Genomic DNA, 19,676 nt, shown 5'->3' with positions numbered 1-19,676 from the left:
GCAAATCCTTGTGCAATGGGGCTTGTCGCCGGGCGCCCCCGGCGGCAAGCAGACGCTCAGCCAATCGGACGCGGTTTGAGCGACATTTCAAGAAAGTTCTTCTTATAGGCACTTTCGCCCACCTTGCGCAGCACCCCCCGGCCCAGCTTGAACCGATAGTTTCCGGTCACTGGATCAGGCACCGCATGACAGACCGAGTTGGCCATCGAACCGGGATAGTTGAACGCCGCCTTGGCCACGCCGGGGCGGATTTCATCCGAGACAATGGCAACGGCGACGAATTGCCCGGTGGTGGTCTTGATATGGCCGTTTGCCATCAGGCTGGCAAAGCTTAAATCGCCATCCTTGACGCCCACAGGTTCGCCCGACTGAACATAGACCGTATCGTTGAACCCCTCGACCAGATCACCGGATTCGATGCCTTGCGGGGCGGCGTCATCGGGGTGGATCACGATATGCGGCCAGGGCCAGCGTTTGGCGAGATAGGGCTTGCGCAAATCGTCGAACCCCGATTGCCATGTCTCATTGACGCGACCATTGGTGATCCAGACCTCGCCTTTTTCCGCGCGCGGCTTGACCGCCCCGTAGAAATCCGACCAGCTATCGTTTTCCCACGGCGTCTTGAGAATGTTGGCCTTGCCGGTATGGGTTGAGAAAGCATAGAGCCATTTCTGGTCCTTGGTGTCGCCTTCAACCTCGCCCCAGTCATTTTCCGGGTCATGCAGCCGCCCTGTGCCGATCATTTCGCCCTTTACCATGCGGATCGGGGTCTGGATGCCGGTGGTGCCCAGTTCGCGCAGCTTCTCATGGCCCTTCTTGCCCTCTTTCTGCGCCTCTTTGACCAGCACGTTATAGCTCAGCACGCCATTGCGGGAAAAGCGCGCGGCCTCCTCGAACACGTCGTTGCTCTCGGTCCACTCGAACCCTTTAAGGCCCATCTTCTGCGCGAATTGGCCGATGGCCCACCAATCGGGCTTGGCCTCGCCCGGTGCGTCGTTGAACTTGGCATAAAGGCGCAGGCGGCGTTCGGCGTTGCAGCGCGCGAAATCCACCTCACCCCAGCCCGCCGCAGGCAGCACGATATCGGCATATTGGGTATTGAGCGGCTCGACCGGGTAGATGTTGCTGTCGACCAGCATCATGCCGCCGCTGTCCACGCGGGCCTTGAACACCTCGACCAGATGATCGCGATCCACCGAGCGCGGCTGGTTGGGGTTGCGCATCGTGAGATCCGCCACCCGGCTTGCCAGTTCCTGGCTGGCGAGCATGGCCGGAAACCATGTGATGCCCATGGTCCACATGAAGCGCACCTTGCCATCCATCACCCAACGGTCGACATTGAGCGGCTTCTTGCGCCGTCCGGGGTGTTTTTCGGGGCTGAGAAAGCCGTTGCGCGGGCCTGCGCCCATGCCGCCGCGCTGGTGCCCGCCGCCTCGGCTGATGACCTGGCCGGGGCGGTTGCCCGCGCCGCAGATGAGGCCCACGGTAGCAAGCGAGGCGGTGTTCATGTAGTTGTTGGACCAGTAATTGCCCTTTTCCAGCATGAAAGAGGTTTTCGGGCGGCTGCCGTCCTCGTTCGGCTTGGCGATCATCTCGGCGCAGCGCTGGATATCCTCGGCCGGCAGGCCGGTGATGCGCGCGGCCTCTTCCAGTTGGGCAGCGGGTTCATTTGCGATGAATTTCTGGAAATCCTCCCAATCCGATTGCCAGCGGCCCCATGTGGTGCGCCACTGCCAGCCGGTGTTGCGGGTGCCGCGCCCGTAGCCCGATTCCAGCTCCCATTTGTTGTTCACCCATGTGTCGATGAACGTCTGATCCTGCCAGCCATTGTCGATGATGATCTTGGCAAGCGCCAGATGCAGCACCGTATCGGTGCCCGGAATGACCGGCAGCCACAGCCCGCCATTCCTGATCCCGTATTCCACGCCCATCGTGCGGTGCGGGGTGACGAAAATCATCTTCTTGCTGGGGTTGTCGCCGCCCATCATCCAAGAGGTAAAGAGCACCGTCTTGGTCTCGTAAGGGTCCACCCCCGACAGGAACGCCACATCGCATTTGCCCCAATCTTCATAGGTGGCGGCAAAGGAATTGAGGCCCGCATCGTCAAGCCCTGTGGCATCCGGCCCGCGCATCGGCTTGTCGTGCCAGGCATGAACGGGTGTGCCGATGGCGCGATCCACCAGTTTGCGAATGGCGTAGGTGTTCTCGAAATATTCATAGGAAAACGTCTTCATCCCCCAGGCGTGCTCGCCATATTTCGACAGCACATATTGCGAGACCTCGGCCATCACATCGGTCACCAGATCCCAGCTGACCGGCGTCAACACGCCGCCAATGCGCACCATCGGGTTTTTCAGCCGGTCCTTGGTGAGGGTGTCGGGGTTGTAGATTTTCTGTGCCAGCGTGCCGCCGCGCACCGAATAGTTGCCGCCGGGGTTGACCGTTTCGGCATCGGCATCGGCGATAACCACGAAATGATGCGGCGTGCCCTCGTGCATGCCGATATTGTGCTGGCTGCGGGCGATCCAGGGCGCGCCATAGGTGGGGAAATCCACACCAAAGGCGTTTTGATCCGCCTGCGTGCCGCCCTCGCGGCCCACCGGCCAGCGATAGACCTTGTAGGAACAGGCCACGATGCAATAGCTGCACGCGGTGGTCAGGATCTCTGCATCCGGCGGCGGCAGGGGGACGAATTCGCGGTTTCTCAGGGTTGTGTCAGCCATTTTCTGGTCCTTTCTCACGCGCCGGTCGGGTTCTGGCTGTAGCCGTAGAACAGCCCCATCACCCCGGTCGCGACAATGTCGTCGCCGTCAATCTCAAGCACGATCTGCGGCAGGCTCTCGACCGCATGGCCCGAGACGATCATGCCGTGCTTGGTCAGATCGAAGGTCGAGAGATGCAGCGGGCAAGGGCCAAGCACCGAATGCGGGCGCTTGAAATCCGCCTCGCCCATATAGCCGCCCTGATGCGGGCAGATGGTGTTGAACGCGACGATATTGCGCCCCGCGCCCACGCCGCCGCCGGCCTCTTCATCGAGCATGACAAGGATGTTCTCGATGTCGTCGGTGGGATAGCTGAACGTGGTCGCCACGCCCTGTTCCAGCTCTGAAACCTTGCCAACGACCTGCCGGACATAGGAAGAAGAAACCAGATCCTGCGCCCCTGCCCCGCCGCCATAGGTGGCCAGAACCGTGACAGAGGCCCCGCCGAGGATCAGGAAATTGCGGCGGCTGAAGGAGGTGCAGTCATGCGCCTTGGCTGGTGTCTTGATAGCTTGGGTCATTTCAGAAACTCCGACCATGTTGCGGTTTCGGGCAGCTCGGGCGGCTCTGCCAGCATCGGCTCGTCCATCGACATCGCCTCGAGGAACGCCACCAGATCGGCCTTTTCGCCGTCATCAAGGCCCAGCGGTTGCAGCCCTGCGGTCTGCCCCTCGCCGCCGCCCGCGTTGTAGAACTCGACGACATCGGCCAGCGACCAGAGCGCGCCGTTATGCATGTAAGGCTCGGTCCAGCGCAGTTCGCGCAAACTGGGCGTTCGGAATTTGTGCTTGTCGCTGGGGCGTTTGGTGACGTGGTAAAGCCCCAGATCGTCATCGCCCTTGCGATAGACATCCTCGGGCACGCCCTTCTGGTAAAGCTCCCACCTGAGCGTGATCTGATAAAGCGGGTCGATCCCGAACTCTTCCGCTGCGGGCACGCCGAGATTGTAGAACTTCTGATCCGAGGCCAGCGCGCCATTGTGGCACGAAATACAGCCCGCCTTGCCGTTATAGATGTCCATCCCGCGCTTGGCCGCACCGCTCATGGCATCCGCGTCGCCCGCAAGATAACGGTCGAACGGCACCTTGGTCGCATCGGTCACGATGGTGCGTTCATAGGCGGCGATGGCGGCCCAGGCATGCGAGATAATCGGCCATTCGGTGCCGAACACCTCCCGAAAGGCCGCGACATATTCGGGCACGAAGCGAAGCCGCATTTCCATCATCGAGCCGTCGCCATTGCCCGCGACCGCGCCGCCCGCGGCCCCCTTGGCCTGCGATTCGAGCGAGGTGACGCTGCCATCCCAGAACGGCTTGTTGTAATAGGCGCTGTTGAGGATGGTCTGGCTGTTGCGCCAGTGCTGCGTGCCGGGATAGCCAAAGCTGATCGCGCCGCCGGTGCCCCAGCCCAGATCGGGCAGGTGGCAGGCCGAACAGGGCATCGAGCCGTTGCCCGAAAGCCGCCCGTCCCAATAGAGCTTTTCGCCAAGCGCGACCTTTTCCGGGGTCATGGGGTTGTCCGCCGGGACGGGGGGCGGCGGCAGGGTGGCGAGCGGCGGGGCACTCTGCGCGAAGGCTGGCAGAGCAATCAGCGCCGCGAGCGCCGTGCTGCCCAGAATACGGGTGATGTGACGTGTCATGTCTCGGACCTCCTCAATTCTCGCCGACGGTGCGCAGGGCATAGTCGGGCAATTCGGGCGGGGTGATGGCGGGCGCATCGCCGGTCAGGCTATTGAGGAACGCGACAAGATCGCCCTCCTCACTGGGGCTGAGGCCCAAAGGGGCAGATTTGGCGTTGCCCGAGTTGTAAAAGCGCACCACCTCGGCCAAGGTGTTGAACACGCCCGAATGCATGTAAGGCGCGGTCTGACCCACATCCCACAGCGACGGCGTGGTGAACTTGCCGATATCACCCTCATCCTTGGTCACGACATATTGGCCGACATCGCCGCGCAGGTTCATGTAATTGGGCGTGCCCATGGTGGCGTAATGGCGCAGCAGGGTGATCTGGCGTTGCGCGGTCTCATCCAGCTTTTCAGGGTCGAACCCCAGCAGATCGGGGTGATCGGGGGCACCGGTCGCGTGCAACTCGCCATCCGACAGCATCGCGCCCGAATGGCACGACGCACAGCCCGCCTTGCCCTCGAAAAGCGCGAGGCCGCGCTTGGCTGCGTCGGAAATCGCATTCTCCTGCCCTCGCAAATAGGCGTCAAAGGGCGCGTTCTCGGTGCGGATGGTCTTGAGGAATTCGGCAATCGCGCCATACATGCGCCCGCCATAGGGCTCGGCCCCGTAGGCGGCCTCGAACATCTCCATATATTCGGGCACCTGTTTCAGGCGTTCCTGCGCCAGGCGGCTATCCATCCGCATGGTGTGCGATTCGGTCAGCATGTCGCGCACAACGGTGCCAAGGTCCGCCCCGTCAAGCCGCCCGTCCCACATGAAGTAATTGCGGTTTGCCACGTTGAAGAGGCCCGGCGCGTTGCGGAAATAAAGCAGATCGCCATAACCATCCGACAGCGCCGCGCCATCACCCCAGCCCTGTTCGGGATCGTGGCACGACGCGCAGGACAGCCCCGTGTCGCCCGACATGCGGCTGTCAAAAAAGAGCATCTTGCCAAGCTCTGCGCGCGCGCCGTTGATCTCTTTTGCCTCGGGCATGGGGGCAAGCGGCGCGGCGTCCTGTGCATGGGCCGCAGGCGCGGCAAGCGACAGCGCGAGGGCGGAAATCCCGGCGGCAAGGGCCGCGCGTCGTGATGGTCTGGGTGTTCGGGTCATATGATCCTCCGGTCCAGTGTTATGCCGGAACGCGCCGTGACCGTTTGAAACGGCCAAGAGACGCGCTCGGCTTTGACCCGAGGTTAGGCGCGACCGCGCGCACGGTTGTTGCGGGCGGTGTGACGGAATGCGAAAAGGTGTGACGAAATGTGACGGGCAGGGTCAGGCCGCCGCGCGCGCGTCCAGCATCCGGCGCACATGGCGCGCAAGCTCCACCGGGTCGAGCGGCTTGGCCAAAACCTCCGTCGGCCCGCCCGAAAGGGCCACCCCGGTAGGGTTGAACCCGGTGCACAGGATCACCGGCAGATCAGGGCGAAGGGCGCGCATGGCGCGGGTCATCTCGATGCCGTTCATCTCGGGCATGACCACATCCGATATCAGCAGCCGGTGGCGGGCGGGGGCCTTTGTGAACCGCTCCAGCGCGATGCGCGGCGAGGTATAGGCCTCGACCTGATAGCCCATCCGCATGAGGGCCCGGCGCAGCGTCGCCGCCACTTCGGTCTGGTCATCGACGATCATCAGCGTCTCGTGCCCACGACCGGGAGCGGGGGCCGCGGGGGCGGCACACGCGGCCTCGGCGGCACCGGGCAAGACGATCTGAAACCGCGTGCCCGTGCCCGGCGCACTCTCCACCGTGATGCGCCCGCCCATGTCCTGCACCAGCCCCTGCACCACCGACAGGCCCAGCCCGGTGCCCTTGCCCAGCGGCTTGGTGGTGTAGAAGGCATCGAAAATACGCGCCGCCGTGTCCTCGGACATGCCCGGCCCGTCATCTGTCACGGTCATCTCAACCCAGCCATCGGCGCGCGCGGGCAGGCCTTTGGGGGTGTCCTCAAGGGCGCACGCGGTGATGCCGATATGGCCGTCTGCATCGCCAATCGCCTCGGCGGCATTGGCGGTCAGGTTCATCAGGATCTGGTGCAGATGGGTCGGATCGGCCAGCACGTTGACGGGCGTGCAATCGCGCGCGCCCTCGATGCGGATCGTGGGCGGGATGGCGGCGCGCATCAAGCGGCTTGCCTCGGTGATCGCGGCGCAAAGATCGGTCGGCTCGGGCGTGCCCGGCTCGCGGCGGGCAAACCCCAGAAGCTGGCGCACCAAGGCTTGCGCGCGCCTAGCGGCGATGTCGATCTGTTCCACCTCTTGCGCCAGATCGCTGCCGGGGCGGGCATCGAGCGCGGCCAGATGGACGGAACCAAGGATCGCCGTCAGAAGATTGTTGAAATCATGCGCGATACCCCCCGCGAGCAGGCCCACCGCCTCGATTTTCTGCGCGCGCACCACCTGTTCGCGGGCCTGCCGTTTCTCGGTGATATCCTCGCCCATGCCAAGATAGCCGTGGATGCTGCCATCCTCTGCGCGCAGGGGCAGGATGGTGGTATCGACCCAGTAACTGCCGCCTTCGCGGTCGAGGTTGCGCAACACCCCGCGCCAGACCTCGCCCCGCTCCAGCGTGGCGCGCAGATCGGCATAGGTCTCGCGCGGCACCTCTCCCGATTGCAGAAACCTCGGCGTCTCGCCGATGATCTCTGCGCGTGACCATCCCGACAGCTCTTCGAACCGACGGTTGGCATATTGAATGCGCCCTGCCGTGTCGGTGATGAGGATCGTCGCCGGGCTTTGTTCCACCGCCTGTGCCAACCGCTGCTCGGAGCGTTGCAGCGCGCGGCGACGCTCCAACTCCTCGCTGAGCCGCGCATTGCTGGCGCGCATGTCGCGGATCAAAAGGGCGATCAGAATGGCGATGCTCAGCGCCGCCGCGACCAGCAACACCATCGCCAAAAAGCCGTAGCCGATCAGCGTCTCGCCCCGCATCACCGCCGCGATGATCCGCTCGGTGCTGCGCGCGCGGCTGTCCATCCACAGCATTTCGAGGTTGCGCAGCGCCAAAATCGCCTCGGTATCGTCGACCTTGACCAGCCGGTCGGTGCGCTCGGCGGGCCAGTTGCCGTTGACCGCGCGCTCGGCAATCTCGACCCGCGCGCGATACTCGTCGATGGTGGCCTTGATCGTCTCCAGCGCGCGGCGCTCGGCCTCGGGTAAGGGCTCTGCCAGATAGCTGGCCATGACCGCGTCGAACTGCGTGAGTTGATCCACCATCCGCGCGCGATAGGCATCATCCTTGCGGATCACGTAATTCTTGAAATTGTGGATGATCCCGCCATAGCCGAGATAGCCGCGCAAGGAGCTGATCCAGACGCCCTTTTTCTCGGGGTCTTCGGCGTAATCCGTCCAGCTTTCGGCGATGTCGGTGAATTGCGCGCGGGTCTGCGCGCCAAGGTAAAGGCCGGTCACGACCGTCACCGCCACCAGAAGCGCGGCCGCAGCGGCCAGTTTGTAGGTGCGTTTGATCGAGGTCATACTGGCCCTTTCAGCGTCGTGCTACACTCGCGCCGTTGCCATGCGCTGGCAAGGATTTGTGCAAGGATAGGTCAGATGGCCGAGCGGATACTTGTCGTCGATGACGACCGTCAGATGACGGGATTCCTGGATCGTTTCCTGACCAAGCAGGGCTTTGACGTGCATTGCGTGGGCTCTGCCACCCGCATGGGGCTGGCGATGGAACATGCCGAGTTTGACCTCGTGCTGCTCGACGTGGGCCTGCCCGATATCGACGGGTTCGAGGTGACGCGCGAATTGCGCCGCTCGTCGCGCCTGCCGATCATCCTGCTGACCGCACGCGAGGATGTGTTCGACAAGATCATCGGGCTGGAACTGGGCGCGGATGATTATGTCTCCAAACCGTTCGAGCCGCGCGAATTGCTGGCGCGCATACGGTCGGTGCTGCGCCGGTCCAAGGCGATGGGGGTGCCGCATGAGGCGTTGCCCGAGGTGCGCACGTTGCGGTTCATGGGCTTTGTGCTTGATCTGCCCCATCGGCGGCTTTCGGACCAGCAAGCACGGCAGGTGGCACTGACCGGGATGGAATTCAACCTTCTCAAGGTGCTGGCCGAACATGCCGGAACCGTTGTCACCCGCGAGCAGATCATGCAGACGATCTATGGCCACGCCATCACCGTGACCGATCGCGCCATCGACGCCCATATCGCCCGGCTGCGCAAGAAGATCACGGTGCCAAGCGGCGCGGACTCCCTGATCCGAACCGTGCATGGCGCGGGATACAGCCTCGCGGCAGAGGTGTGCGCAGAGTGATCGAGGCGCGACGCGCGCGAGGCCGCTTCTTTGACACCACCGCCGCAAGGATATGGGCCGGTTTCTCGGCGGCATCCGCGACCTGTTCGATGCGCCCGAGGAACGGACCGCCGTTCAAAGCATGTTGCTTAAAAGTGGGAACCGGTTTCAAGCTCCTCGAACATGCGAAATCAATAAGTTAGTGTTCGCCGCCAGCCACAAGATGCCCGCTGGTGAACAAGGGGAAAGATCATGGTCTGAAGGGGACATTCGATCTGACGCGATGAGCCGCGCGGTGCCCGTCCGCCGGGTGGGCGCTGCAACGGGTTTGACTGGCAGTTTATGCCCGCCAAATACTGCTGTGTTATCAAGAAACTGCACCGTCGCAAAAGCGCCCGCCCGAGGGGGCGGACGGGCGCTGCGCGGCGGCGTGCAAGCACGCCTCGATTCCGCGCCGGGGCCAAGCCTTGAACGCCCGCTCCAGGCCACAAGCGTTCCCCCGCACAGCACTACCTACTCCGTATCATGTGCCGGCCACTAGCCGGTCTTGAAGAGCCGCCCCACGCCGGTCTCGCAAAGCCCGCCGCCCGCGCGCTCGATGAAGAGCGCGTGAAGCCCCCGCTGTCTTGCCAGCGCCGCGCCCTGATCCCGCCCAAGCACCATGAGCGCGGTGGCCCAGGCATCGGCCTCGGCGCAGGTTGGGGCCACCACGGTGACCGAGGCGGGCGAGGCGATCAGCGGCGCGCCGCGCCCCGGTGCCATGGTGTGCGACAGGCGGCGGCCCTTCACCTCGACCCAGTGGCGATAATCGCCCGAGGTTGCCACGGCGGCATTTTCCAGTGCGAGGACGGAATGGGGGGTGCGGCGGTCGGTGTCGGGGGCCTCGACGGCGATGGTCCAGGCCTGCCCGTCAGGGCGCAGCCCGAGCGCGCGCATCTCGCCGTCGATGCCGACGAGGGCGTCGATAATCCCATGATCGCGCAAAGTCTCGGCCAGCCGGTCCACGCCATAGCCCTTGGCGATGCCGTTCAGGTCAAGCGCGATGGGGGCGGATTTGCGCACCAGGCACCCGGCGACCTCCAGCACCTCATGCGCCGGACGGCGCGGGGCAGCCATCGCGGCGCGAATGCCCTCGGAGGCAGCGTCCTGTGGCCCGAAGCCCCAGGCCGTCACCGCGTCCCCCATGCCGATATCGAACGCCCCGTTCGACGCACGCCCGATCCCGAGGCCAAGCCGCAGCACCGCCTCCAGATGCGCGGGCACCGCCAGCCATGCGCCCACCGGGGCCGCGTTGAGGCGCATCAACTCGCTACCCGCGTTCCAGGTGGACATCTGCGCATCCACCTCGGCGACGGCGGCCTGCAACGCCGCGCGGATCGGGGCCGGGTCAAAGCCGGGGTCTGCGAAGAACAGCGCGGACCAGCGCGTGCCCATGGTCGGACCGTTCAGCGCGATACGCTCCTGCTCAGTAGACATCTTCGACATACCGCCCCTCCGCCTTCAGCATCGCGGGCGTCAGCCCGGAGGGTTCCAGGATTTCGGCCAGCGCCTCGGCCACGCCGGTGGCCATGCCGCGCCCGCCGCAGACCATCACCCGCGCGCCCTCGCGGATCAGGTGGGCCAGTTGCGCGGCCTCATTGCGCAGCGCATCCTGCACGTAATGCGGCCGCGCGCCCCTTGAGGTGGCCGTGACCAGACGGGTCAGGCGGCCCTCTGCCTGCCAGCCACCCATCTCCTCGCCATAGAAGAAATCGCTGCCAGCATGGCGCATCCCGAAGAAGAGGTGCACGGGCCGCCCCCGCGCATTGCCGCGAATGAACCCCGCCAGCGGCCCGATGCCGGTGCCCGCCCCGATCAGGATCAGCGGTGCGCGGCCCCGGCCTGGCTGAAAACCGGGATTGCGGCGCAGGAAGGCGGTGACCGTATCGCCCGGCTCCAGCGCCGTGAGCTGCCCCGAGCACAAGCCGCCGGGGTGCTTTTTCACCACGATCTCGATGAACCCGTCGCGCCGCGCAGAGGCGAGCGAGTAGAACCGCGCCACGGCGCTGCCCTCGGGCAGGATGCCGATCAGATCGCCCGCATCAAAGCGGACAAAGCCCGCGCCGCTCAACCGCTGCCAGAGCGTCGCGCGCGGGAGCGCGAAGCGCAGGATCGCGGTGGGGGCCTGCACCTCGGCACCATAGTCGCGGCGCGACACGAGGGTCAGCGCCTCGGTCTTCGGCAACACCGGCTGGTGCGACAGCTCAAGCGCGACCCCCATCGCCTGCCCGAGCGCGCGGCCCCAGCGGGCGAAATCCTGCGGCGACTGGCGGTCGATGGTGCCCGGCGGCACCAGTTCGGCCCAGCCCTTGGCCTCTGCCCCCGCCGCGACCGCCTTGGCAAAGGCGCAATAGGCCGGAAAGTTGCGATCGCCGAAGCCCAGAACGGCGAACGGCACCTCCGGCGTGCAGTCGGCGTCGTTCAGCCGGTCCAGAAACCCCTTGGCCGAGGCCGGGGCCGCGCCATCGCCATAGGTCGCGGCGAGCACGATGATCCGGCGGGCGCTCGCGTAGCGCCCTGGCGCAAATCCCGACATCGGGCCGACATGAACGCTCTGCCCGGCACCCGTCAGCGCCGCGTGCAGCGTCGCGGCAAAGCCCCATGTGCTGCCGCCCTCGCTGCCCACCAGCACGATGGTTTCGGCGCGCCCCGCAGGCTGATTGCCCCGGATACGCGGCCGCCCGCGCCGCCCGGCAAGCCAAATCAGAACGCCGGTCGCGCCCATCGCGGGCACGCCCAACGCCATCACGCCAAGGATCAGCCCCAGCAGGGTCGCCCCCTGCCCGGTATGCAGCATGTAGATGGTTTCCGATACCTGCTCCCACCCGCTCAGATCGGCCCAGGCCAGAAGCGCGCCATTGCCCTGATCGAGATACCCGGTGCCCCGGTCGGTGGTGAGCGTGAACACATCCGTCGCATCGCCCTGATAGGGAAAGCTGAGCGCGCGCAATTCGGCCACGGGGGTTTCGCGCAGGGTCGCCATGCGCGCGAGGGAAACCCCCATTTCGCCGCTCACCTCGGTCGGAAAGGCCGGTGTGCTATCGCCATCAAGCAGCAGATCAAAAGTCGAGCCGGTCATCCACAGCGCCGTGGCCGAGGACAGCAGAAGGCCAAGCACCGCGATGCGGGCAATCTCGACATGCACGCGCCCGGCCAGCGGCCCGCGCAGGCGCGCGAACCAGCGCCGCCAGCCCCCCGCCCGCCGCGCCACCAGCACAGCGCCCGAAAGCGCCAGCACCAGCATCGCCGCCGCCCCTGCGGCCATCGCGATCCGCCCCCCGTCGCCAAGAAACAGCGAGCGATGCAGGTTGGTGAGCCAGCGTTGGACCTGGTTGGGGTCAGCCGAGGCCACGCCCTGCCCGGTGGCGGGGTCGATCACGGCGGCCCCCGGCCTGCCCTCGTCGAACCAGTAGGCGGTGATCCGCCCCGAAGGTGCGCGGCGGATCTGCTCGACGCCGGGATAGGCCGTCTCGATACGCTCGGCGAGGGTGGCGACGCTCAGGCCCGCCTCGGCCTGCGGCGCGCCGAGACGCTCCACCGCCGGAAAGACCGACAGCGCCGCGCCGCTGAGCGACAGGATGGTCAGAAGCACCAGGGCCACAAGACCCGGCCAGCGATGGAATGCACGGATCATGGCCCCGCCCCCTCACATATCGTAGGTGAAATTGGCGATGTAGCGCCGCCCGCGCACCGGCGCGCCCGCGCCTGCCGTCGTCAGCGGCACCGCCACCTCGTTGGGGCTGTCGCGCATATCCTCCACGGCGGCGTCGATATGCAGCGTATAGCCCGCATCAAAGAGCGCATCGGCCAGATCGAGCGTGATCTCCAGGCTGCGGCCCGCGCCGACACTGGCGCCAGTAATGCCGTTCACCTGGCCCGTATCGCCGCTCGTGGCGCGATACCAATCGGTCAGATGCTTGTAATATTTCGACTTGCCCCCGGCCATCCAGAGGCTGCCGACATAGGCCCCCGAGGCATCGGTGACGTAAAGCGCGAGATAGGCCCCGTCGCCGCCGTAAGTGTTGAGCGTCGTGGTGAGCGTCACGGGCCGTGCGCTGGCAAGGCCGGGAGCGGTGAGCGCGGTGCTGAGCGCGAGTGTGGCAAGAAGCGATTTCATTGGGTGGTGTCTCCGGGTGTGATGCATTGGATCAGGGAGTTGAACGCGCCGCAGGGCGGTTTCCGCCGCAGCGCGGCATGGCTCAATTCACCTTGGCCTTGGGCGCGGCCCCGCCGCCGAAAAGGCCGTTTTGCGGCGGGGCTACGCTGCCCGCAGGCGCGGGATTGCGGGCATTGCCGCGCTCGTCCTCGTCGTCATCGTATTCCACCTCGACCGTTGTCAGCGTCGCGGGATCGAGCTTCACCTCGATCTCGCGGCCCGCGCTGTCGCGGCCCTTCATTTCATAACAACCGTCGTCGATCTTGAACTTGCGCGCGGTCCAGCCGTTTTCTTCGGCCACCCGCATCGCGGCCTCGCGCGGCTGCCACGTGTCACGCGGCGCAGAGCAATCATCGTCGCTTGCAAGCGCCATACCGGCAGGCAGCAGGGCGGGAAGGGAAAGGGCGGTCAGGGTCTTTTTCATCGCAGGGTCTCCTTTTCATCTGCAAGGTCACTATGACGGCCCGACCTGAGGGCTTCCTGACGCGGCTGCGTTTCCTTCGTCAGCTTGCCGTCAGACAGAAGAAAATACCATTTTGGAGGGCGTTGATCATATGAGCTGCGATGTCGGATCAAGGACGGCTGTGCGGACCTTTCTGCCGTTGTCTGTGATGAGGTAAGTGTCCGCTTTCCGAGAGACGCTTTTCTTGACCTCGACCAAATTTGAGGCGCTAGCTGATCGGATCATCTGTTGGAGACCCTTATGACCTTTCAGATTAACCCGCTCGTTCCGGAACTCTGGTGCTCGGATTTTGACGTGTCGATGAACTTCTACACCGCCATACTTGGCTTTGATGTTGCACAGCAACGGGGTAGCGATCCTCACGCCTATCTCGCGCTCTATGGCGCGCAGATCATGATTGCCCATTGGAAGCTTGATGGAAATTGGGCGCCTTGGCTTCCCGAAGACATGGCACATCCCTTTGGGCGAGGGATGAACCTCCAATTCATGGTGCCTGACGTGGACTCTCTCTATAAGAGTGTCCGGTCGCGGGGAGCAAAACCCCTCATCGAAATCTACGAAGATGAAATTTGGAAGACCGATTGCATGGATACGCGCCGCCAGTTTTTGATCTCAGACCCGGACGGCTACGTGGTTCGCTTTGCTCAAAGCCTTAGAACACGTCCCGTGGAGCCGGAAGATGAACAAAAACTGAGAGCGCGATACGGCGCAGAATCCAACTGAGCGTATTGTTATTCCTGTTTATCGGAAATGCGTTCCGCCGCAGCGGCGTTTCAAAAGCGGTCATTGGCTGCGCTGCTGAAACTCGGGTGTCTGGGCTCGTAGCCGCCATTGAAAGGCGGATGTCGCCCCCGCGACATCAACGGTCAGGCTTGACGGTCGTCCACATGAGAAAGGCCCCGCCGGGGAGGGCGGGGCCAGGTGTGACCGACGGGGGGAGCGGTCAGGCGATGTCGCCGGGCGCGGGGGCGCGTTTGTCGCCGGTGACCATGGCGAGGGCGAGGTTTTCGCGGTGCCGCACGGAGGCCAGCACGACCCCGCCGACATGCAGCGCGACCAGCAGCAGCATCAGGTTGGCAAAGACCTCGTGCAGCTCTTCGAGGGCCTCTTCGCCCCTCTCGCCATTTTCGCCATATCCGCCGTCCCCATCGGCCCAGGCCGGGGCCACGACCTGCGGCAGGTCGGGCAGCATCGCCACGCGGCCCGGCTCTTCTATCAGCCAGCCGGTGAGTGCCGTGCCCGACAGGCTCAGGAGCAACGCGAGGACCATCGCGGCCCCTGCCGGGTTGTGCCCGAGATAGCGCCGCTCGCGACCGCGCAGCATGTCGCCGATATAGGCAATCGTGGCGCGCGGCCCCTTGAGAAACTGGGCAAAGCGCGCATAGCGGCTGCCAATAAGGCCCCATATGATGCGGAACGCGACCAGCCCCGCGACCACGTAGCCCGCGATCTCGTGGAGGGTGGACAGCTCCTCGGCGCTGAGCCAGGCCACCGTGAAGGCCGCGACAAGGCCCCAGTGAAACACCCGCACCAGCGGATCCCAGACCCGCAGCTTGTCGGGCGCGGGGGTGTAGGTGGTCAGCCCCGCATCGCTCATCCGGTCAGTCATCCTTGTTTTCCTTGTCCTTTTTCCGATCCTGTTCGCGCCGGTCTTCGTCCTCATCCTCGTATTCGATCTCGATCACCTTGAGCGTGGCGGGATGCACCGTCACCTCGATCCGGCGGCCCGCGCCGTCGCGCCCGTCGATCTCGTAGCAGCCGTCGTCGATCTTGATGCGACGCACCGTCCAGCCATTTTCCTCGGCCAGCCGGGCCACGGCATCGCGCGGCTGCCAATCGGCCATCGGCACGAAGCAATCATCGCTCGCCTGCGCCGCGCATGCGGGAAACACCGCGAGAAAGCCGAGAATTGTCGCTGTCTTCTTCATGGGCCAAACTCCTCGTGGCACGCCTCTTGATGCGGTATATGCGCGGCAAAGCTGACGGTAGCCTGAAGGCCGGTCGCGCGTGGCGTCAGCTTTGCGTCAGTCGGGCGGATCATGACGGGCCATCGCGAAAGGAACGGAACCACCATGCGCATCCTGTTGATCGAGGACGACATCCCCCTTGGCGCCGCCGTGCGCGACCAGATCGCGGGCGACGGGCAATCAGTGGATTGGGTCACGCGGCTCGATGCGGCGCATGAGGCGGTGCGCAGCGCGGCCTATGATCTGGTGCTGCTCGACCTGATGCTACCCGACGGGCGCGGCATTACCTTCCTCAAGGGCCTGCGCGCGCGCGGGGATGTCACGCCGGTCATCATCCTCACGGCACTCGACCAGGTATCGGACCGGATCGAGGGGCTGAACGCGGGCGCCGATGATTACCTCGTGAAGCCGTTCGACCTGTCGGAATTGTCGGCGCGCATCGGCTCTGTCGCGCGGCGCTACTCCGGCAACCCCAACCCGATCCTCAGCCACGGCCCGCTCGATATCGACCTGGCCGCGCGCAGCATCCACAAGGACGGCAAGCCGGTGCCGCTCACCGCGCGCGAATGGGCGCTCTTCGAGGCGTTCCTTGCGCGCCCCGGTCAGCTTTTGTCCAAGGCGCAACTGGAGGAAAAGCTATACGCTTTCGACACCGAGGTGGAGAGCAACACCATCGAGGTGCATGTCAGCCGCCTGCGCAAGAAGCTGGGCGCACGGGTGATCGAGACAGAGCGCGGCATGGGCTACCGGCTGGGCAGGCCATGAGATGGGCGCGCAGCCTTCGGGCGCGGCTTGGGCTGTCGGTCGGGCTGGTGCTGACCGTCTTGTGGCTCTTGGCCGCGACCGTGACGGGCCTCATTGTGCGCGGCGAGATGGACGAGGTGTTTGATAGCGCCTTGCGAGAGACCGCCGAGCGTATCCTGCCGCTGGCCGTCACCGATATCGTCGGGCGCGAGGATCAGGGCGTGACGCAGCGGCTTGCCCCGATCCGCGCGCATGACGAGTTCTTCACCTATCTGGTGCGCGATGCCGAGGGGCGCATCCTGCTGCAATCCCACGCTGCCGATCCGGGCCAGTTCCCGCCCTGGGAGGGGCCGGGGTTTCGTCAGACCGCGACCCACCGATTCTATAGCGACGCGGCGCTGCAAGACACGATCCGCATCACCGTGGCCGAACCGCTGGCGCATCGCGCCGCGGTCGCGCGCGAGATCGGCATGGGGCTTGGCCTGCCGCTGTTGATCGTGCTGCCGGTGGCCCTTGCGGCGATCATCCTCGCCGTCCGCTTCAGCCTCGATCCGCTGCGCCGGTTTCGTATGCGGCTTGAGGCGCGCGGCGCGCGTGACCTCTCGGAGGTGCCCGCGGGCGATCTGCCCACCGAGATTGCCCCGCTGGCCGCGACCCTCAACAGCCTGCTGGCCCGGCTGCGCGACGCCTTCGAGGCCGAGCGCAGCTTTGCCGCCAATGCCGCGCATGAGCTTCGCACGCCGCTCGCCGGGGCCATCGCGCAGGCGCAGCGCCTGCGGGCCGAGACGCAGGACGCGGCCACGCAGGCGCGCGCCGCAGAGATCGAGGCGACGTTGAAGCGCCTCACCCGGCTATCGGAACGCCTTATGCAGCTTGCCCGCGCCGAGGGCGGCCGGCTGCGCCTGGAGCACGCCGCCGACCTGAGGGCCGTGGCGCGGGTCGTGATCGAGGATATCGCGCGCGCGGGGGCGGCGGGGCGCATCGCGCTGCACCTGCCCGAGAGGCCGGTGATGTCGGATCTCGACCCCGATGCCTTTGCGATCCTGTGCCGCAACCTTGTCGAAAACGCGCTGCGCCACGGGGCGCAGGAGGGCACAGTCGATGTGACCCTGACGGCAGAGGGGCAACTGATCGTGGCCAATGACGGCCCCGTTCTGCCGCGCGACACGCTTGCGCGGCTGACCGCGCGGTTCGAGCGGGCAAGTGCGGGCAGCGATGGCAGCGGGCTGGGCCTTGCCATTGTCGCCGCCATCGCAGAGCGGATCGGCGGCGCGCTCATCCTGCAATCGCCGCGTCCGGGGCAAGCGTCGGGCTTTCAGGCCTCTGTCAGCCTGCCGACAGCCCCCGCCGATACGTGATCCGGGGCAAAGGCCGGTCTCAGCCCTCGACGCGGGTCAGATCGGCGGCTTGCAGGCAGACGTGGCGGATGCGCGACAGCAGGTTGAGACGGTTGCGGCGGATCACCGCGTTCTCGGCATTGACCTGCACCGCCTCGAAAAACGCATCAATGGGGGCACGCAGCGCCGCCATCGCCTGCATCGCCCCGGCGAAATCCTCCGCCTTGAGCGCCTCGGCGATCTGCGGCTCGGCGGTATCGAGCGCGGCAAAGAGCGCGCGTTCCTCGTCCGTCTCGGCGAATTTCACATCCGCGCCGTAGGAATATTCGACGCCATCCTTTTGCTCGGCCTGTGTCAGAATGTTGTTGGCACGCTTGAAGCCCTGCAACAGGTTGCCGCCCTCCTCGGTTTTCAAGAAATCCCCGAGGGCGCGGGCGCGGTGGACCAGCAGCGTCAGATCGTCACTGCCCGCCATCGCAAGGCAAGCGTCGATCACGTCATGGCGGATGCCGTCCTCGCGCAAGTGGACCTTGAGGCGGTCGTGGAGGAAGGCGAGGAGGTCATCGCTCAGATCGGGCAGCGCATCGCCAACCTTGCGGATCAGGCTGTCATCGCCGGTCGCGGGGGGCTCTTCGCGCGTCTGCAACCGGTCGAGCACGGCCTGGAAAGCCGCGCCAAATACGCCGTGATCGGCGATTTCTTCTAGGATTTCCTCCAGCGTGTCGATCTCACCATCTGTGGCACCGTCCCGGTTCAGGGCAATCTTCTGGCGCAGAAGCTGGGCGTCAATGAAGCGGTCGAGCGGCAAGCGCAGGGTGCCATCCGTCACGATCCGGATCACCCCCAAGGCCGCCCGCCTTAACGCATAGGGGTCTTTGCTCCCCGTGGGCTTCTCGTCAATCGCCCAGAACCCGCACAATGTGTCGATCTTGTCGGCGAGTGCCACCGCGACCGAGACCGGCGCAGAGGGCACCGCATCGGAGGGCCCCAACGGCGAATAATGCTCTTCGCAGGCGGCGGCGACCTCCGTGGACAGGCCGGCGGCCTGCGCATAATACCGCCCCATAAGCCCTTGTAATTCGGGGAATTCCCTCACCATTTCCGATTGCAGATCGGCCTTGGCCACGCGCGCGGCCTGCTCGGCAAGGCCCGCATCCGCCCCCACCAGCGGCGCGATCTCGCGCGCGAGCGCGGCGATGCGCGCCACGCGGTCGGCCTGTGATCCCAGTTTATTGTGGAAGGTGACAGAGGCCAGCCCCGCCGCCATGCCGTCAAGGCCCCGCTCGCGCACCGTGCGCAGGTCATTCTCCCAAAAGAATTTCGCATCCGACAGCCGCGCCGCCAGCACCTTCTGGTTGCCCGCCAGAATGGTCGCGCCGTGATCGGCGGTCTCGACATTGGCGACGGTCACAAAGCGCTCGATCCGCCCCGTTTTGGGATTGCGCAGGCTGAAGAATTTCTGATGCTCGCGCATGGAGGTCTGCAACACCTCCGGCGGCAGGTCGAGGAACCCGGCCCCGATCTCGCCCATCAGCACCACCGGCCATTCCACCAGCCCCGCCACCTCCGCCAGAAGCCCGCGATCCTCGACCAGTTCCAGCCCGGCAGCGAAAGCCTGATTGCCGGCCTCCTGCCGGATCGTCTCGGCCCGCTCGGCGGGGTCGAGCACGACATGCGCGCGCTTGAGCTTTGCCCGGTAATCCTCGAACGAGGTGACCGAGAATGGCTCTGGCGCCATGAAGCGGTGGCCGCGCGTGGTATCGCCCGCGCGGATGCCGTCCACCTCCATCGCCACCACCTCGCGCTCGCCTGCCTCGTCGGTGAGGATGCACAGGATCGAATGCAGTGGTCGCACCCAGCGCAAAGACCCCGCACCCCAGCGCATCGACTTGGGCCACGGAAAACTGCGGATCAGCTTTTCCAGATCCTCGGCCACGATCTCTGCCGCCGCGCGACCGGGGCGGGTGATGGTGGCGAAATAAACCTGTCCCTTCTTCTCGTCGCGGACCTCCAGCGCGTCGCGCGCCACGCCCGCACCACGGCAAAACCCCTCGATGGCCTTTTCCGGCGCATCGACGCGCGGGCCCTTGCGTTCCTCGCGCAGGGTGGGTGATGACCCGGCCAACCCCTCTACCGCCAGCGCCAGCCGCCGGGGCGTGGAAAACGCCGCCGCACCGGCATAGGTCAGCCCCGCCTCGACCAGCGCATCGGTCATGCGCGCGCGCAAATCCTCGGCGGCGCGCGCCTGCATCCGCGCGGGAATTTCCTCGGAGAAGAGTTCGATCAGGAGATCGGGCAT

Annotated in this window: 16 protein-coding genes; 4 read left to right on the top strand and 12 right to left on the bottom strand. The window is 65.5% G+C overall.

Annotated features, from left to right (window positions below; translation table 11 throughout):
- Positions 1-56: 56 nt before the first annotated feature.
- The 5 genes from ABIE58_RS00450 to ABIE58_RS00430 form a co-directional block, all read right to left on the bottom strand.
- On the bottom strand, positions 57-2,723 hold the full coding sequence (locus ABIE58_RS00450) for an arsenate reductase (azurin) large subunit (protein WP_354542702.1): 2,667 nt from the start codon (positions 2,721-2,723) through the stop codon (positions 57-59).
- A 14-nt stretch (positions 2,724-2,737) separates the two neighbouring features.
- A complete protein-coding gene (locus ABIE58_RS00445; RefSeq protein ID WP_354542701.1) occupies positions 2,738-3,283 on the bottom strand; it encodes a Rieske 2Fe-2S domain-containing protein in 546 nt (181 codons plus the stop codon).
- The gene (locus ABIE58_RS00440) at positions 3,280-4,401 is read right to left on the bottom strand and encodes a cytochrome-c peroxidase (RefSeq protein ID WP_354542700.1); all 1,122 of its coding nucleotides are present in this window, start codon (positions 4,399-4,401) and stop codon (positions 3,280-3,282) included. The genes ABIE58_RS00445 and ABIE58_RS00440 overlap by 4 nt, the downstream gene beginning before the upstream one ends.
- A 13-nt stretch (positions 4,402-4,414) precedes the next feature.
- Positions 4,415-5,539, bottom strand: coding sequence for a cytochrome-c peroxidase (locus tag ABIE58_RS00435; RefSeq protein WP_354542699.1), 1,125 nt, complete (start codon positions 5,537-5,539; stop codon positions 4,415-4,417).
- A gap of 162 nt (positions 5,540-5,701) precedes the next feature.
- Positions 5,702-7,900, bottom strand: coding sequence for a hybrid sensor histidine kinase/response regulator (locus tag ABIE58_RS00430; protein ID WP_354542698.1), 2,199 nt, complete (start codon positions 7,898-7,900; stop codon positions 5,702-5,704).
- Positions 7,901-7,975: 75 nt separating this feature from the next.
- Here ABIE58_RS00430 and ABIE58_RS00425 point away from each other — a divergent pair, with 75 nt between their 5' ends.
- A complete protein-coding gene (locus ABIE58_RS00425) occupies positions 7,976-8,692 on the top strand; it encodes a response regulator transcription factor (protein WP_354542697.1) in 717 nt (238 codons plus the stop codon).
- A 516-nt stretch (positions 8,693-9,208) separates the two neighbouring features.
- On the opposite strand, the gene ABIE58_RS00420 is transcribed toward ABIE58_RS00425, so the two are convergent.
- The 4 genes from ABIE58_RS00420 to ABIE58_RS00405 all read right to left on the bottom strand — a co-directional run bounded on the left by ABIE58_RS00420 (position 9,209) and on the right by ABIE58_RS00405 (position 13,290).
- Entirely contained in the window at positions 9,209-10,156 is a 948-nt protein-coding gene (locus ABIE58_RS00420) for an FAD:protein FMN transferase (protein WP_354542696.1), read from the bottom strand.
- Entirely contained in the window at positions 10,137-12,344 is a 2,208-nt protein-coding gene (locus ABIE58_RS00415; RefSeq protein ID WP_354542695.1) for a PepSY domain-containing protein, read from the bottom strand. Before ABIE58_RS00415 ends, ABIE58_RS00420 begins: the two co-directional genes overlap by 20 nt.
- Positions 12,345-12,356: 12 nt before the next feature.
- Complete coding sequence (locus tag ABIE58_RS00410; RefSeq protein ID WP_354542694.1) at positions 12,357-12,827, bottom strand: DUF2271 domain-containing protein; 471 nt, start codon at positions 12,825-12,827, stop codon at positions 12,357-12,359.
- A gap of 82 nt (positions 12,828-12,909) precedes the next feature.
- Positions 12,910-13,290 carry a PepSY domain-containing protein gene (locus ABIE58_RS00405; RefSeq protein WP_354542693.1) on the bottom strand — a complete coding sequence of 127 codons (381 nt, stop codon included), beginning with the start codon at positions 13,288-13,290 and terminating at the stop codon, positions 12,910-12,912.
- Positions 13,291-13,569: 279 nt separating this feature from the next.
- Between ABIE58_RS00405 and ABIE58_RS00400 the strand changes: the two genes are divergently transcribed.
- Positions 13,570-14,052: a VOC family protein gene (locus tag ABIE58_RS00400; RefSeq protein ID WP_354542692.1), complete on the top strand. Its 483-nt coding sequence runs from the start codon at positions 13,570-13,572 to the stop codon at positions 14,050-14,052.
- Between the two features lie 220 nt (positions 14,053-14,272).
- Here the strand turns inward: ABIE58_RS00400 and ABIE58_RS00395 are convergent, their stop codons facing one another.
- Complete coding sequence (locus tag ABIE58_RS00395) at positions 14,273-14,938, bottom strand: cytochrome b/b6 domain-containing protein (protein ID WP_354542691.1); 666 nt, start codon at positions 14,936-14,938, stop codon at positions 14,273-14,275.
- A complete protein-coding gene (locus tag ABIE58_RS00390; RefSeq protein ID WP_354542690.1) occupies positions 14,931-15,257 on the bottom strand; it encodes a PepSY domain-containing protein in 327 nt (108 codons plus the stop codon). The genes ABIE58_RS00395 and ABIE58_RS00390 overlap by 8 nt, the downstream gene beginning before the upstream one ends.
- A 144-nt stretch (positions 15,258-15,401) precedes the next feature.
- On the opposite strand from ABIE58_RS00390, the gene ABIE58_RS00385 reads away from it, so the two are divergent.
- Positions 15,402-16,061, top strand: a complete 660-nt coding sequence (locus ABIE58_RS00385; protein WP_354542689.1) for a response regulator transcription factor — start codon at positions 15,402-15,404, stop codon at positions 16,059-16,061.
- Complete coding sequence (locus ABIE58_RS00380; protein ID WP_354542688.1) at positions 16,058-17,398, top strand: ATP-binding protein; 1,341 nt, start codon at positions 16,058-16,060, stop codon at positions 17,396-17,398. Before ABIE58_RS00385 ends, ABIE58_RS00380 begins: the two co-directional genes overlap by 4 nt.
- A 19-nt stretch (positions 17,399-17,417) precedes the next feature.
- Here ABIE58_RS00380 and glyS read toward each other — a convergent pair whose 3' ends face one another.
- Entirely contained in the window at positions 17,418-19,676 is a 2,259-nt protein-coding gene (gene glyS / locus ABIE58_RS00375) for a glycine--tRNA ligase subunit beta (protein WP_354542687.1), read from the bottom strand.

Origin of the sequence: Roseovarius sp. MBR-78, from assembly GCF_040547535.1 — a bacterium.
Lineage (GTDB): Bacteria > Pseudomonadota > Alphaproteobacteria > Rhodobacterales > Rhodobacteraceae > Roseovarius.
Note: the sequence above shows the minus strand (reverse complement) of the source record. Positions and strands in the feature narration are given on the sequence as shown.